Annotated in this window: 11 protein-coding genes; 6 read left to right on the top strand and 5 right to left on the bottom strand. The window is 38.2% G+C overall.

The genetic code is table 11. The features are described from left to right. Window positions 1-20: 20 nt before the first annotated feature. The 4 genes from D0T84_RS05480 (at window position 21) to D0T84_RS05465 (ending at window position 4,392) form a co-directional block, all read left to right on the top strand. Window positions 21-974, top strand: coding sequence for a family 43 glycosylhydrolase (locus D0T84_RS05480; RefSeq protein WP_163306805.1), 954 nt, complete (start codon window positions 21-23; stop codon window positions 972-974). A gap of 33 nt (window positions 975-1,007) precedes the next feature. Next, on the top strand, window positions 1,008-1,943 hold the full coding sequence (locus D0T84_RS05475; RefSeq protein WP_163306803.1) for a family 43 glycosylhydrolase: 936 nt from the start codon (window positions 1,008-1,010) through the stop codon (window positions 1,941-1,943). 286 nt (window positions 1,944-2,229) lie between these two features. Beyond that, window positions 2,230-2,517 (top strand): hypothetical protein, encoded by a 288-nt coding sequence (locus D0T84_RS05470; RefSeq protein ID WP_163306801.1) that lies wholly within the window; start codon window positions 2,230-2,232, stop codon window positions 2,515-2,517. A gap of 54 nt (window positions 2,518-2,571) precedes the next feature. Continuing rightward, window positions 2,572-4,392: a WG repeat-containing protein gene (locus D0T84_RS05465; protein ID WP_163306799.1), complete on the top strand. Its 1,821-nt coding sequence runs from the start codon at window positions 2,572-2,574 to the stop codon at window positions 4,390-4,392. Between the two features lie 384 nt (window positions 4,393-4,776). Here D0T84_RS05465 and D0T84_RS05460 read toward each other — a convergent pair whose 3' ends face one another. Together D0T84_RS05460 and D0T84_RS05455 are read right to left on the bottom strand one after the other, a co-directional pair. Continuing rightward, window positions 4,777-5,535: a LytTR family DNA-binding domain-containing protein gene (locus D0T84_RS05460; RefSeq protein WP_163306797.1), complete on the bottom strand. Its 759-nt coding sequence runs from the start codon at window positions 5,533-5,535 to the stop codon at window positions 4,777-4,779. A gap of 59 nt (window positions 5,536-5,594) precedes the next feature. After that, complete coding sequence (locus tag D0T84_RS05455) at window positions 5,595-7,379, bottom strand: histidine kinase (protein WP_163306795.1); 1,785 nt, start codon at window positions 7,377-7,379, stop codon at window positions 5,595-5,597. A 354-nt stretch (window positions 7,380-7,733) separates the two neighbouring features. On the opposite strand from D0T84_RS05455, the gene D0T84_RS05450 reads away from it, so the two are divergent. After that, entirely contained in the window at window positions 7,734-8,888 is a 1,155-nt protein-coding gene (locus tag D0T84_RS05450; protein ID WP_163306793.1) for a VWA domain-containing protein, read from the top strand. 70 nt (window positions 8,889-8,958) lie between these two features. Continuing rightward, complete coding sequence (locus tag D0T84_RS05445) at window positions 8,959-10,395, top strand: VWA domain-containing protein (protein WP_163306791.1); 1,437 nt, start codon at window positions 8,959-8,961, stop codon at window positions 10,393-10,395. 36 nt (window positions 10,396-10,431) lie between these two features. On the opposite strand, the gene D0T84_RS05440 is transcribed toward D0T84_RS05445, so the two are convergent. The 3 genes from D0T84_RS05440 to D0T84_RS05430 form a co-directional block, all read right to left on the bottom strand. Further along, a complete protein-coding gene (locus tag D0T84_RS05440; protein ID WP_163306789.1) occupies window positions 10,432-10,794 on the bottom strand; it encodes a hypothetical protein in 363 nt (120 codons plus the stop codon). A gap of 965 nt (window positions 10,795-11,759) precedes the next feature. Next, window positions 11,760-12,263: a type II CAAX prenyl endopeptidase Rce1 family protein gene (locus D0T84_RS23260; protein ID WP_370525436.1), complete on the bottom strand. Its 504-nt coding sequence runs from the start codon at window positions 12,261-12,263 to the stop codon at window positions 11,760-11,762. A 934-nt stretch (window positions 12,264-13,197) separates the two neighbouring features. Then, window positions 13,198-13,518 (bottom strand): hypothetical protein, encoded by a 321-nt coding sequence (locus tag D0T84_RS05430; RefSeq protein WP_163306786.1) that lies wholly within the window; start codon window positions 13,516-13,518, stop codon window positions 13,198-13,200. Window positions 13,519-13,920 lie beyond the last annotated feature (402 nt).

The following is a 13,920-nucleotide window of genomic DNA, read 5'->3' as shown; positions in this document are numbered from 1 at the left end:
AAAACATAAAAACTATCTAAATGAAAAAAGTACTCTTCGCAGCATGTTTTGCTGTATTTACCCTGCTATCCTGTAATATTTACGGCCAAAAGAATCCGTTTATACAGCACATGTATACAGCCGACCCTTCGGCACGTGTATGGGCAGACGGACGCCTGTATGTATACGCTTCGCACGATATAGCCCCGCCGCGTGGCTGCGACCTGATGGATCAGTATCATGTATTTTCTACAGATGATATGGTGAACTGGGTAGACCACGGCGAAATACTGCGTTCGAGCCAGGTACCGTGGGGACGTCCCGAAGGCGGTTTTATGTGGGCGCCGGACTGTGTGTATAAAGATGGGACATACTATTTCTATTTCCCTCATCCCAGCGAATCGAAATGGGATAACAGCTGGAAAATCGGAGTTGCTACAAGTAAGTATCCGGCAAAAGACTTTGTAGTACAAGGCTATGTAAAAGGTATGCAATCGCATATCGACCCGAATGTATTTATTGACGATGACGGGCAGGCATATATCTATCAGGGAGGTGGAGGCACCTGCCTTGCTGGCAAACTGAAAGACAATATGATGGAAGTAGACGGCGAACTTCAAGTGATGGAAGGCCTCGAAGATTTCCACGAAGCAGCATGGGTACACAAACGCAATGGCATCTATTACCTGTCTTATTCGGACAACCATGACGACAACTGGAATGACGGAGTAAAAGGAGATAACCGTATGCGTTATGCCACCAGCGACAGCCCACTGGGCCCGTGGAAACATCAGGGGATCTACATGGAGCCGACAAACAGCTATACCAATCATGGTTCGATTGTGGAGTATAAGGGACAGTGGTATTCGTTTTATCATGACAGTTCATTATCTGAAAAAAACGGAGAGTTTAACGACTGGCTGCGCTCTGTTTGTGTAGACAAGTTGTATTACAATGAGGATGGGACAATACAGATGGTAAAACAAACAAAGTAAAATCAGTTAACAGTGATCAGAAAATACAAAACGATGAAAAAGAATCTCTTTATCCTATGCCTATTGGCTTTTACACTATTATCAGCCAATAGTTACAGTCAGAAAAATCCGTTTATCCGGCATATGTACACAGCCGACCCTTCGGCACATGTTTGGGAAGATGGACGCCTCTATGTATATGCATCACACGATATAGCCCCGCCACGAGGTTGTGACCTGATGGACCAGTATCATGTATTCTCTACAGACGACATGGTGAACTGGGTTGACCACGGCGAAATACTTCGTTCGAGCCAGGTAGCCTGGGGCAGACCCGAAGGCGGTTTTATGTGGGCGCCCGACTGTGCTTACAGGAACGGAACATATTATTTCTATTTCCCCCATCCTAGCGGAACAGAGTGGAACAAGACATGGAAGGTAGGAATAGCCACGAGCAATAAGCCTGCGAGTGATTTTCAGGTACAAGGCTACCTTGACCTCGGAAGTGACAACTTTGCGATGATAGACCCTTGTGTATTCGTTGACGATGACGGGCAGGCATACTTCTACTATGGTGGTGGTGGCCGTTGCAAAGGAGCTAAAATGAAAGAAAATATGGTAGAACTGGATGGTGAATTACAAGAAATGACAGGCCTTGACGATTTTCATGAAGCTACATGGGTACACAAATACAAGGATACTTATTATCTTTCTTATTCGGATAATAATCCGGGAGCCAACAGAAAGAAATATGCAACGAGCAAAAGCCCCCTGGGCCCTTGGAAATATCAGGGTATCTATATGGATCCTACCAACTGCGACACCAATCATGGCTCGATAGTAGAATATAAAGGTCAGTGGTATGGCTTCTATCACAACAGTGACCTCTCGGGAAAAGGAAATCTGCGCTCTATCTGTGTGGATAAGTTGTATTACAATGCTGACGGGACAATAAAGAAAGTGATACCGACAAAAGAAGGTTGGAAATAAAAACAGACTCTATTATGTTTTTTCGCAATCTTGCTGATATTTACACCCTGTATGAAAAATAACAGCTGATTCAATATCGGCTGTCCGATAAAATCTGTATTTTTGCTCATGCTTACTTTTGTTTTGTAGCTACTACAAAGATAGGCAGAAGGGCGGATTTTTTAATTTTTAAAAGTTCGCTCTGTTTTTTAGCGGACAGTAGTGATTCGAAATAGCAAAGATAGAGACTAAAGATAAGATAATAAGCGCATGTCGAATATTTAGGATTGTGTTTTCTGATGAAAATATGTCTGATAAAAAAAGAATAGAATCAGTCTGGATTAATAGTAATGGTTGCATAGAAAGTGGGGATTATATCCAAAATCAGAATAAGATGAATGTATTATCTTTCACATGTAAAGATAAAGGAGAATCGGCCCGTTTTCATTGGGCATCGTGTTTATTGTTAAAGGGTATGCCTGCATATACTCCTATAGAGAAAAATGATATAGGTGAAGATTCAAAAAAAATATCAAGTAGACAAAAAATTTACGGGAACATCCACCCTTTATACAACTGGAGCAAATTTCAATAAAAAAGTGATGGATATTGAATGTTTGAAATTTAAAGAAAAAGAAATTAGAACGGAATGAAAACTGGAATATTGGTTTTTATTTTTATCCTATTAACCATAACAATTCAGGCCCAGATTAACTATTATCTATTTGATCTGGATGGTAATTTGGCTATGCCTGATGATATCCCTTATTTCAATAAAATAGAAATAGAAAATGATAATTCTGGATTCTATTATGCATATGTATGCAAAGACAAAAAATGGGGTATATTAGACATATTAGGGCAAGTACAAATACCATTGGAATATCAAAAAATTGCCTTTTGGTATCCCTATAGAACATCTGCTGTTATGAAAGAAGGAAAGTGGGGTTTTATTAATTCAAAGGGAGAGTTGGTCATTCCATATAAATATCTAGGGTTAGCAAGAAGTAGAATGAATAGAGATCGTTGTTCTGTCAAGAATGAATTAGGACTATGGGGGGTGCTGGATATAACTACAGGTGAAGAAGTATTTCCTTGTAAATATGAAAAAATCAATAATTTTGAAGGGGACTATGCCATTTTTACCAAAAACGAAAAGCTTGGAATAGTATATAAAGGAGGTAAAGAAGTTTTTCCTGCAACGTATAAAATTTTACCTGATTATAGAAGTAAAATAGAACTTAAATATCATCCTTATACAAAGACTTCGATTTTTTTAACGGAGAATCAAAATGAATATCCGCAGTATAGGGCGTTTTTACTAGATTCTCTAAGTAATATCCTTCTATCTGATGTTGACTATATAGATGATTTTTTGGGAAAAAGAGACATTACTTGTGCTGGGAAATACGGAAAAAAAGCAATCATCAATGCCCAAGGGGAATATATAAGATCATTTATATATGATGATGTAGTAAAAGGAGGAGATGGATTAATCGGAATTATTTATGATGCCAAACATGACAGAGAGGAAAGATCAGATTGGTTTGATGAAGTCGGCAAATTGATATTAACTAACAATGGAAGTATAGCGGAAATGGGGGATACTGTATTTGTTTTTAGAGAAGAGCAAATAGACAGTTATAGCTATACAGGAAAAAAGCTAGGAGAAAGAAAATGCCAGGTCCAAGAAAAAGGATTATATATAGACTATGATGAAAAAAGCTCTCTTTATGGGTTTATAGATCAAGAGGGCAGGTTGGTTATTCCTCATCAATATCTGGATGTAGAGCCATTTAATAATGGTAGAGCTCAAGTTACAAAAAATGGGAGAAAAGGAGGTGTTATTGATACATTGAATAGGGTAATTGTTCCTTTTAAATACAATGGCTCAGAATTATATCCGGAAACAAAAAGAATTTTTCTAAGGAAAGGGAATAAGAGAATTATTGTTGACTGGGACGGTAATTTTGTATCTCCATATACTTATGATGATATGAAGTCTACATGGTATGAATCTTATTTAGTATGTAGAAACAGTAAATGGGGAATAATAAATACGGAAGGCAAAGAAATCGTACCTTGTATTTATGATGATATTTCTCTTGAATTACCAGATAAAGCAACAATATGGGAGGATAATAAGGTCGGGCTACTTGATATAACAACAAATAAGATTTTATTGCCATGTAAATATGATAAAATAGAAGTTTCAGTTAAAAGTAAATATATAGATTTTCTTTACAAAGGTAAATGGGGTATAAGTGACTTGGATGGTAATGAAATAATTCAACCTTTATATGACGATAAAATTCGTGTATTGCAAAATAATCGATTTGTAGCTAGGATAGGAGAGAATGAAGGGCTATTAAATTTAAATGGAGACGTTATAATTCCATTTGAAAATATAGATATAAAGAAATGGGGTGATTTATTAATAATAACTTCATATCAACAGTTCGTTAAATAATCACTTAACATTCTTATTTTTAATGAATTACACCAACAAAAGCTGACACAAAAGAATTAAGCGAACGACTGATTTTCAGTAACTTTAAGCAGTTTGCGCATAGAGTTACAATGAATGACGCCCCAAAAGATTGGATGGAAAAATTGATTTTGCCAATCTAGACTACACACGTATGGAAGAACTTAAGATGAAAGAAAATGGAACACAATTATCTATGAACGCCATTAAATCACTGATGTACAACTCATATATACTCAAACGATTTTTTGAGTTGTCTGGTTTTAGACCGAACAGATACTTAAATGCTAAAATTATGAGAGAACTCATTAACATAGCCTCCAAGGCGGCTTAACTATGATGGAGATTTTAACGGACTATTGGTACTTAAGATTTGAACAATCTCAGAAATTCCTCTTTATAGCTGGATGAAATCTCAATTTCCGTTCCGTCCGACAAAGTTACATAGCCTCCCGAGTTTTTGTGATAAGACTTCACAAAGTTGAAGTTTATAATATGGGACTTATGCACCCTTATAAACGGATAAGGCAGTATTTCGTGAAAATGTTTCAGGAAGCGGCAAACCATTTTCTTGCTTTTGTCTTTCAGGTAAATATCCGTAAAGTTGCCATTGCCTTGCAGGCGCATAATATCTTCCATCTTTACCACTTCAAAGCCTTCGAGCGTAGGCAGTATTACCTGTTGTTTCTCGGGTTTGGTTTCATGGAAATTCTCTACCAGTATCTTGTTGCGGTTAAATATTTCCTTATTGATAATGTGTTGCTGTACCTTATTCACGGCTATAATCAGTTCTTCGATACTGACCGGTTTGAGCAGGTAGTATGCCGCGCTCTGGTTTAGCGCCCGCAATGAATACTCTGAAAACGCGGTAACGAAAATCGTCTCAAAATATAAATCCTTACTTGCTTCCAATACATCGAAAGCGTTCCCGAAAGGCATTTCCACATCGAGGAAAACCAGTTGAGGTTCCAGTTCATGCAACAGGGGGACAGCGCTTTTCCCATCGTGCGCCTCTCCCACCACCTCTACTTGCGGACAGTATTTACCCAGATAGTTTTTCAGGGCTTCGCGCGCGGCTGGTTCGTCTTCTATTATAACACTGGTTATTTTTCGTAAAGTATTCATATATAAGAGTTATGAATTATAAGTTAGAGCCCCTCCTTTCGGAGGGGTTGGGGAGGTGGTTATTTATTCATTACCGGAAACCGGAGCGTAACAATAACACCTGTATCGTCCCCTTCCTTTTCCTTTATATCTATGGATATATTTGTATTATACAGGCTGTTGAGCAGGTTGATACGCTCATGCGTATTGGTCAGTCCGCGCGAGTTGTGTTCCTTCTGATGTCTGGTTTTTAATTCCTTGCTTTTTGTAAGCCCTATGCCGTCATCTTCTATGATGGCGTACAGGCTGTTATTGTCCTGCATTATTTTCAGGCTGAGCAATCCCATTCCTTCCTTGTAGCGTAATCCGTGCCAAACTGCATTTTCAAGTTGCGGCTGTATAAGCATGTTCGGTATAAGCATGGCATCGCTGTCGATCTCCTCGTCTATCTCGATACTATACCTGAACTTATCATGAAAGCGCAAATATTCGAGGTCGAGATATTCCTTCATCTGTTCCATTTCGGTAGTCAGGGAGATAAAGTCTTTATTGGAATTTTCCATGATATTGCGCATCAGCTTGGAGTATGACGACAGGTACTTGTTTGCTTCCAGTTCGTTGTTTTGCGCTATAAACTGGTTCACGCTGTTCAGGCTGTTGAATATAAAGTGGGGATTCATTTCCCTTCGCAGCGACTGCAGGGCGATCTTCTTATTTTTCTTCTTGATGGAATACAATGCTTTCGCTATAAAGAGCAGGAATATAAGGATGAGCACAACAACCCCGGAAAGCACATAACTAAATGTGTTCTGCTTGGCTATCAGCGCGTCTTTAAGCTCCCTCTCCTTCTCCAGACGCAGTATTTTATCTTCCTGTACCTGAAAGAATTTTTCATCTATCAGGGTACTGTCTCCTTTTACCAAGGGTTCGAGCTTGTTCATGAAATCGGCATATACATCCAGCGCCTTCTGTGTTTGTTTATCTTTGCGGTATTGCTGCACCAGCAATTCCAGGCTGTTTTTAGCATCCATTGTCTGCCCTTTGTTCACAGCCAGCTCATAGGCATCTTGCAGCGTTTTTATAGCTTCTTCCTTTTTATTGGCTTCGAGCAGGGTGTTCGACAAGGTTTGCAATTGTTGTATCTCTGCTTTGGCATTTACATTACGGGCTTCGGCTACGAGGTCTTTATTTATTTCTATCGCCTTTTCCGTCTGATTATTCGCTATCAGGGCTCCGGCCATATCCTGTTTTATTTTCAATGTCTCGGTAGGCTTATCTTTTACTGTTACCAGCGCCTGCTCGAGATTCTTTATCGCTTCCGGGGCATCTCCCATCCTCATATTCACATCGGCCATCTGCTGATAGGCCATAGCCCTGTCATCGGCATCGGTAGCCAAGTCCATATTTTGTTGTATATATTTTGCCTGAGCCTGTGGATTGCTTTGGTTCGACAAACGTCCGATATTATTCGTATTCATTTTTCGCTGCTTACTACTTGTGGTATTCATCTGGGCGGCATTCAGGCTGACGATTGCGGCACTTACATTATCCTGAGCCTCCTGCACCTTTGCCAGTTCAATATCTACGGCAGCTATCTTTTCTTTATTCTTCGTTTTCTCATACAGTTTTTTAGCACGGATAAGGTAACCTTCGGCTTTGGCATACTCGCCCTTATCCGACAGGCTCTTTGCCAGTTTCTCATAGCTCTGCGCCACCTCGTCGTCAGACTTGCCTTCTTCTATAGCCTTCGACACCTCCTGTAGTTCGGCGCTTTTGGTGGCCTCCTTAGAGTGAATAATGGACTGCGCCTGGCCATGAATAGCCAGAGCGGTAAATAATAATATGAAGATGTATTTTATATACATATTTTTTGAGTTAATCAGGGCTGAAAACCCGTGTTAATTGGCTTCGCCGAACCTTGTTTCAGCCCAATGGCAAGCAGAGCGGCGCCTTGGGTAAGAAACGTACGATGTAAATTGCGCACTGAAGGCGCAGGTCAACGATTGAATCATATTTATGCGCTTTGCTCTACCTAACGCTATTTCTACTGAAACTGCAATTTAAAATGCACTCCCCCTTTCAATATTACAAAGTAAATACTTTTAAAACATTTATAAATTATATTTTACCAATTGAAAGCCCGGCTTCACCCATTCTGCCCGAAATCTTATTTTTTAACAATATACTTTTGGGTAAAGAAACCAATAAAACTGAATGATATGAAAAAGTTTATACTACTTAGCGCAATGTTTATCGTTTTCACGATGGCCTCTTTTGGCAACACCCCTACCAGCCCGGATGTAAATATAGTAAATAGTGAGCAAAACAGGGACACTAAGATACAGGTTGCTATCCTGCTGGATACATCCAGCAGCATGGACGGGCTGATAGAACAGGCAAAGTCGCGCCTGTGGAATATAGTGAACACCCTGACTACACTAAAGTACAACGGGCGGACGCCTAAAATAGAGATAGCCCTGTACGAATACGGGAACGACAACCTGAGAAGGGCAGACGGGTATATCCGTCAGGTAACTCCATTAACCACAGACCTTGACCTAATATCGGCAAAACTGTTTTCCCTTACCACTTACGGTGGGGATGAATACTGCGGAACGGTTATCAGCAAAGCCGTGGAAATGCTCAACTGGGGAAGCAACTCATCTGATATGAAACTGATATACATTGCCGGCAACGAACCGTTCAATCAAGGGAGCGTATCGTATAAAACAGCCATCAGCAGGGCTTTGGCGAAGGGTATTTATGTAAACACCATCCATTGTGGCAGAACAGCGGAAGGCATAGAGGGAATGTGGCGGGATGGTGCCGAGAGGGGAAAAGGCAAATTCTTCAACATAGACCACAACGCCCGTGTACGCTATTACGACACCCCATACGACGACCGTATCAGCGCCTGCAACGACCGCCTGAACAGGACATATATCAGCTATGGAGCAAAAGGTTTTGCCCATGCCGAAAACCAACGGCAGCAGGATGTGAACGCAATGAGTATGTCCAAATCGAACTTCGCCGAACGGGCTGTAAGCAAATCGAAGCAGGTATATAATAACAGTGCGTGGGACTTGGTAGACAAAGTAAAAGAAGATAGCAACGCATTGAATGAAATCGAACAATCGGAACTGCCTCAGGAGCTGCAAAACAAATCGAAAGCCGAAATACAGAAACTGGTAACCGAAAAAGAAACTGAACGCGCAGCCATCCAGAAAGAGATAGCCGAACTGGCAAAAAAACGTCAGGAATATATAGACGAACAGGCAAAGAAAGACAATACATCGGGCGACGACCTTGGCAAAGCCATCAATGAATCTATTCTGGCATTCGCCAATGTAAAGGGTTATACGATCAACAAATAAAGACTTTCCGACCAACATTACTTCTGCCGGAGATATAAAAGAATTATCACTAAAATAACTTTACAGGATTATGAAAAAAGTATTACTATCATTCTGCTTCTGCATTTTCTCTATCAGCGCGGTAGCGCAGTTTGGTTCCAGTTCGGGCTCATTGTCGTATACAAGGGATGCCGCACAGAATTCTTCCGGCTATAACAATGATTACTCCTATTCTTCGAGCCGAAGAACCGGCAGCTACAACAGGACTGTAAGTATGCCGAAGCCGGAAACGTTTATTGTAGAAGATTTTATGAATTACCATCTGCACAATATTACGATCCCGCAGGAGCAGGACGTAGCGTTGAGCATCGATTACAACAACTCGTTATTAGGTAAAAGCGATGAGTTTATAGTGCAGGTAGGGGTTGCCACACAACCCGCCAACCTGCGGAATGACATACAGAATAAAGTCAACGCCTCCATTGTGGTCGATGTCAGCGGATCGATGTCAGGTCAAAAGATTGAATCGGCGCGGGAAGCATTACGCCGCTTTGTCAACTCCCTGAATAACGGCGATTATTTATCTATCATACTGTTCGACAACGAAGCCAGAGTAGCGTTGCCTGCTACCTGCCTGACCAATGACAGAGACAAGATATATTCTATCATAAGGAAGATTAATGCCGGAGGAAGTACCAACCTGAACGCGGGTATGATGCTCGGCTATAAACAAGCCATACTAAATCATTCCGACAAAGTAAACTCACGGGTAATATTGCTTACCGACGGAGAAACAAATACAGGGGAAACAAGACTGGAACAGATTGCAAACAATTCGCTGACATATAATAAAAAGGGGATCGACATATCTACGATAGGTGTAGGACAGTCGCTAAACTTTGACCTGCTCCGCCAACTGGCAGACAGGGGCAGAGGCTTGAATTACTTTATCGGCGAAGACAGTGAAGATATGTATAAAGTATTCAATGACGAACTGGATGCCCTGATGTACGGAATAGGTAAAAACCCGAACCTGACAATCAATCTGCCCAGAGGCTGGGAGATACTCAAATGTTACGGTTACAACCCCGTATCGGAAGGTGCAAACTCCATATCTATAAATCTGAATAACCTTGGAGCCAGTTCTACCCAGATCGTATTGCTAAAAGTGAAAAGCAACAACAGAAACGAAGGCTCTATCTCCGCCCGCCTGAGCTACTCCAACAAGGGCAAACATGAAACTTCTGAAAAAACGATGAGATACAACAGCAATAATCCTGTGACAAACAGAGAGGTAGAGAAAAACTATGATATAGCCTTTATGGCGCAAAATCTGAAAGACGCGGCAAAGGCAAACAATCAGGGGAATTATTCCAAAACAGAAACAATACTGAATAATACAATCACATGGATGAAAGATTCTCCATATTTTAATGACGGCGATTTCAGACGGGTATATGATATTGTGGCACTATATGCCCCTCAGAAATCAACCGAATGTGAACGTCCGGTGAGGTACGGGTATTAAAACGGGTATCTCAACAAAAATGCTGCGCCGGAAAGCCTATAAAAGCGTATCCGGCGCAGCATTGTATTTTATTATCCGGCTACAAACGATTACTCTAAAAGGTCGTACCTGTTTCGGTAACCTTTTATATAGCATCTGATTTTTTTTGCCAGCGTCGGTATTGAAAAACGCGATTATCTCAGCGGGTTTCTTTTTAAACAACTCAGCTTTAGCCATTTCGCTCATTTCTATTTGATAGAACGATCGAAAGTTGCTGACTACCGTTGAATCATTGTCGTATTTCGTTTTATATCCTGCAAGTGCTTCGCAACATTCACCTTCAAACACTATTACCTGACCGAAAACATGCGTTGTATTGCAGAAGCAAAAGACAACGATTAAGAATAAGAATTTTCTCATATTACTTTCCTTTACCCTAGCTATTTTACAAAGCAAGATACCTCCCTAATATAAGGACAAACATACCCGAAAATAAAACATCAAGGTAGTACAAGGTATAGTAAAATAAACTAGTATTATTATCAACGTCCGAGAAGCCCATCTATAAAAACTCCGGGATATTCAATTGCTGAGGCAATAAAATAGACAGTTAATACTAAGGCGATTATTACAAAAGCCATAACGATTCGATTTCTTCCTTTTAATTTATTATTAAGCATATAGATAAATATTTAATTTTATAAAACTGTAGAATCTTTTCCATAGTTAACTTACTGATAAATAACATATACCGCAATATAATACATTATAGGTATCATCCCCCTCTTGTCTGTGTCTTTATCTCGCAACACACAGACTGGAAGCCTGCGCGAGCAGGGTAGCTGTGCTTTTATCTGAATTAACAATTCTAATCCTTTATTTCTTCGAATAATATTTCTTTTTTGCAATGATACTTATTGATATTGAGACTATCATAAATGCCATATAAAAAGGTAATGTATTTATTGCATTTTTTGTGTAAAAATAGCATAATAAATCATTCCAAAGGAAATAAAACATCCTAAATAAGCTATAATCTGTAAAAAAAGAAATTTATTTTTCTGCATGTTTTCCATTATAATATCCTAAATAATATGCACCTACATATACTGCACCCAAAACAGCAAGTGGTTCTGTCAAAATAAACCGGTCATTGATTGATGTGCAGCAACAAAACCTCTTACAAAATCATCAAACCGGGTTATTAGGTAATATAGCAGATATATAGCCGATAACACAGAAATAACTTTCCGGCATTTAGTATTAAATAATCTCACTCTGTTCATAATTTTCTCTAATTAAATCTTTATAATAAATTCTTGTAAAATCAAAAAATCTATCTCTAAATAACTCATAGCCGAATACCAATAAAATTTAAACAGTTGCTAAGAATCAGGATTCAATCTAAACGCAAAAAGTAAAGATAACGAATTTAAGCATATATGCATAAAAATTGATATTATTAAACCGTTTTTATAACGAACTCTGGTATATCCAAAAAAGATCCCCATAATCAATTGAGGCACAACAATAAGAGGGGTTAGACAATATTGAATAAACGAAAGATCCCTATAGTTAGTTATGTGAATACATGCAAACAATAATACAAAGATATAGAATACGAACGTATAATGATTTTTCCATACATTTTCCAAAAACTCTGTAATCCTAAACTTCTTATAGTACAAAAGAAACAAACCAACTCCTATAATCACTATACTCAATACTATAGCTCTGGGAATATCTGATTTATTTAGTAAAAAGACTAGCAAAACAATTGCAATCAATAAATTTCTTTTAGTGAAAATAAGCGGTAACCGAAAAATTAGTTCCTCACAAACAGGTCCGACTACGGCTATTATTACTACTTTTTGTAAAATCAAGTCCATTTTGCTTTTCTCAGGCATGAGTCCGAAATATGATAATGGTGAGATTACAATAATTCCAACAAAAAATATTGTTAACATCATTAACAGATAACATGCTAACCCTGTCTTAACAAATCCAAGAGTCTGCAACCGAATCCGACCTGCAGTAGTTGGACTTTTCAGAAAAATAAAAATGTCTTTAACTATGTTCATTTCTAAAGAGAATCAACTACTTAACATTATTTCCAGACCTGTTATACAGACTCGTAATCATCAATTTGATTTTTATCTGTTCTTCTACCTTATCCACTTTATGTTATAAAGCAAGATGCTTCCCTAATATATAGGCAAATTCACCCGAAAGAAAGACTACCAAAGCAGTGCAAAATACTGCAAAAGCAACTTTTTGATAAAAAGAGATATTATTCAGAAAAAAGTTGAACGTTTCATTGGCTTTAGGATTCATTTAAAAAAATCAAAATATTGTGTTGCGATATTTAGTATAAAGTGCTTAAAAGCAATCCAGTTATTCACAATAATGGGCGTAACAAAAATCGCAATAACAATTGCAATTAAATATTGATGATATTTTTTTCTCATATTGGTAAAAAAATTATAATCTCGTGACTACTATTGTATCATACGGCAGCAAAAGTTATCAACGCCCGAGTAAACCATTTATAAATGAATCAGGGTATTTAGCGACTGAGGCAATGAAATAGACAGTTAATACTAAGGCGATTATTACAAAAGCCATAACGATTTGATTTCTGTCTTTTAATTTATTATTAAGCATATAGATAAATATTGTAATGTGAATATCTGTATTATATCATGTTAAGAACCTTAAAACCATCTGGCCAACCTAGCCCCATCCTCTGTTCTCATTTCCAATTCATTCATTTCCTCTACACCCAGTGCAGCTAAATCTGAAAAGATGGGGTAAGTAGTAATCCTAATCCTCTATTTTAATCAAAAATAAATAAAGCCAAGATAAAAATCCACCAATTATTGTAAATAAAGCCTTATAGATTATTATATGGTTTTGCTCGCTTCGGATTAATAATACTCCTAAAATCACTCCTATTGTTAGATAAATAATATTTTTCGTTGTTAATAATCGCGGAGTAAGCCCAATAGCTAAAGCTGCTATTGCAGGAATGATAAACAAATATGACAATTGCCCTAATATATCTCCATTACTGAAAGACAAACGAAAAAACAACATTAATGCCAATAGAGATACAAAAACGATTAATGATAAATACTTTTTCATAATTTAAGTAAATAGTTAAGGTAGGAAGCTGTTGGGAGATATACCCAGAGCCTTCCTTATTTAATTTTTTATTTCATTCCTAAGCCAACTCTAATTTCATAATCTACTGTATACTGATACGTTTTATTCTTCAAATCATATACTCTTGCTTGTGCAGACTTCCAGTATGTATATTGCGAAGCAAACTAAATAAGATATAACAAGATCTCTTGCAAGTAATTTTCGCAACACAGACTGGAAGCCTGCGCGAGCAGGGTAGCTGTGCTTTTATCTGAATTAACAATTCTAATCCTTTATTTCTTCGAATAATATTTCTTTTTTGCAATGATACTTATTGATATTGAGACTATCATAAATGCCATATAAAAAGGTAATGTATTTATTGCATTTTTTGTGTAAAAA

The organism is Dysgonomonas sp. 521, assembly GCF_010501055.1.
Lineage (GTDB): Bacteria > Bacteroidota > Bacteroidia > Bacteroidales > Dysgonomonadaceae > Dysgonomonas.
The sequence above is the reverse complement of the archived record's forward strand: the minus strand, read 5'-3'. Positions and strand labels throughout refer to the sequence as shown.

Bases quoted from the DNA above. Each gene is read 5' to 3' on its own strand.
- D0T84_RS05465 (WP_163306799.1), top strand. From the start codon at position 2,572: ATGAAAACTGGAATATTGGTTTTTATTTTTATCCTATTAACCATAACA.
- D0T84_RS05460 (WP_163306797.1), bottom strand. From the start codon at position 5,535: ATGAATACTTTACGAAAAATAACCAGTGTTATAATAGAAGACGAACCA.
- D0T84_RS05445 (WP_163306791.1), top strand. From the start codon at position 8,959: ATGAAAAAAGTATTACTATCATTCTGCTTCTGCATTTTCTCTATCAGC.
- D0T84_RS05450 (WP_163306793.1), top strand. From the start codon at position 7,734: ATGAAAAAGTTTATACTACTTAGCGCAATGTTTATCGTTTTCACGATG.
- D0T84_RS05430 (WP_163306786.1), bottom strand. From the start codon at position 13,518: ATGAAAAAGTATTTATCATTAATCGTTTTTGTATCTCTATTGGCATTA.
- D0T84_RS05475 (WP_163306803.1), top strand. From the start codon at position 1,008: ATGAAAAAGAATCTCTTTATCCTATGCCTATTGGCTTTTACACTATTA.
- D0T84_RS05480 (WP_163306805.1), top strand. From the start codon at position 21: ATGAAAAAAGTACTCTTCGCAGCATGTTTTGCTGTATTTACCCTGCTA.
- D0T84_RS05440 (WP_163306789.1), bottom strand. From the start codon at position 10,794: ATGAGAAAATTCTTATTCTTAATCGTTGTCTTTTGCTTCTGCAATACA.
- D0T84_RS05470 (WP_163306801.1), top strand. From the start codon at position 2,230: ATGTCTGATAAAAAAAGAATAGAATCAGTCTGGATTAATAGTAATGGT.
- D0T84_RS23260 (WP_370525436.1), bottom strand. From the start codon at position 12,263: ATGGACTTGATTTTACAAAAAGTAGTAATAATAGCCGTAGTCGGACCT.
- D0T84_RS05455 (WP_163306795.1), bottom strand. From the start codon at position 7,379: ATGTATATAAAATACATCTTCATATTATTATTTACCGCTCTGGCTATT.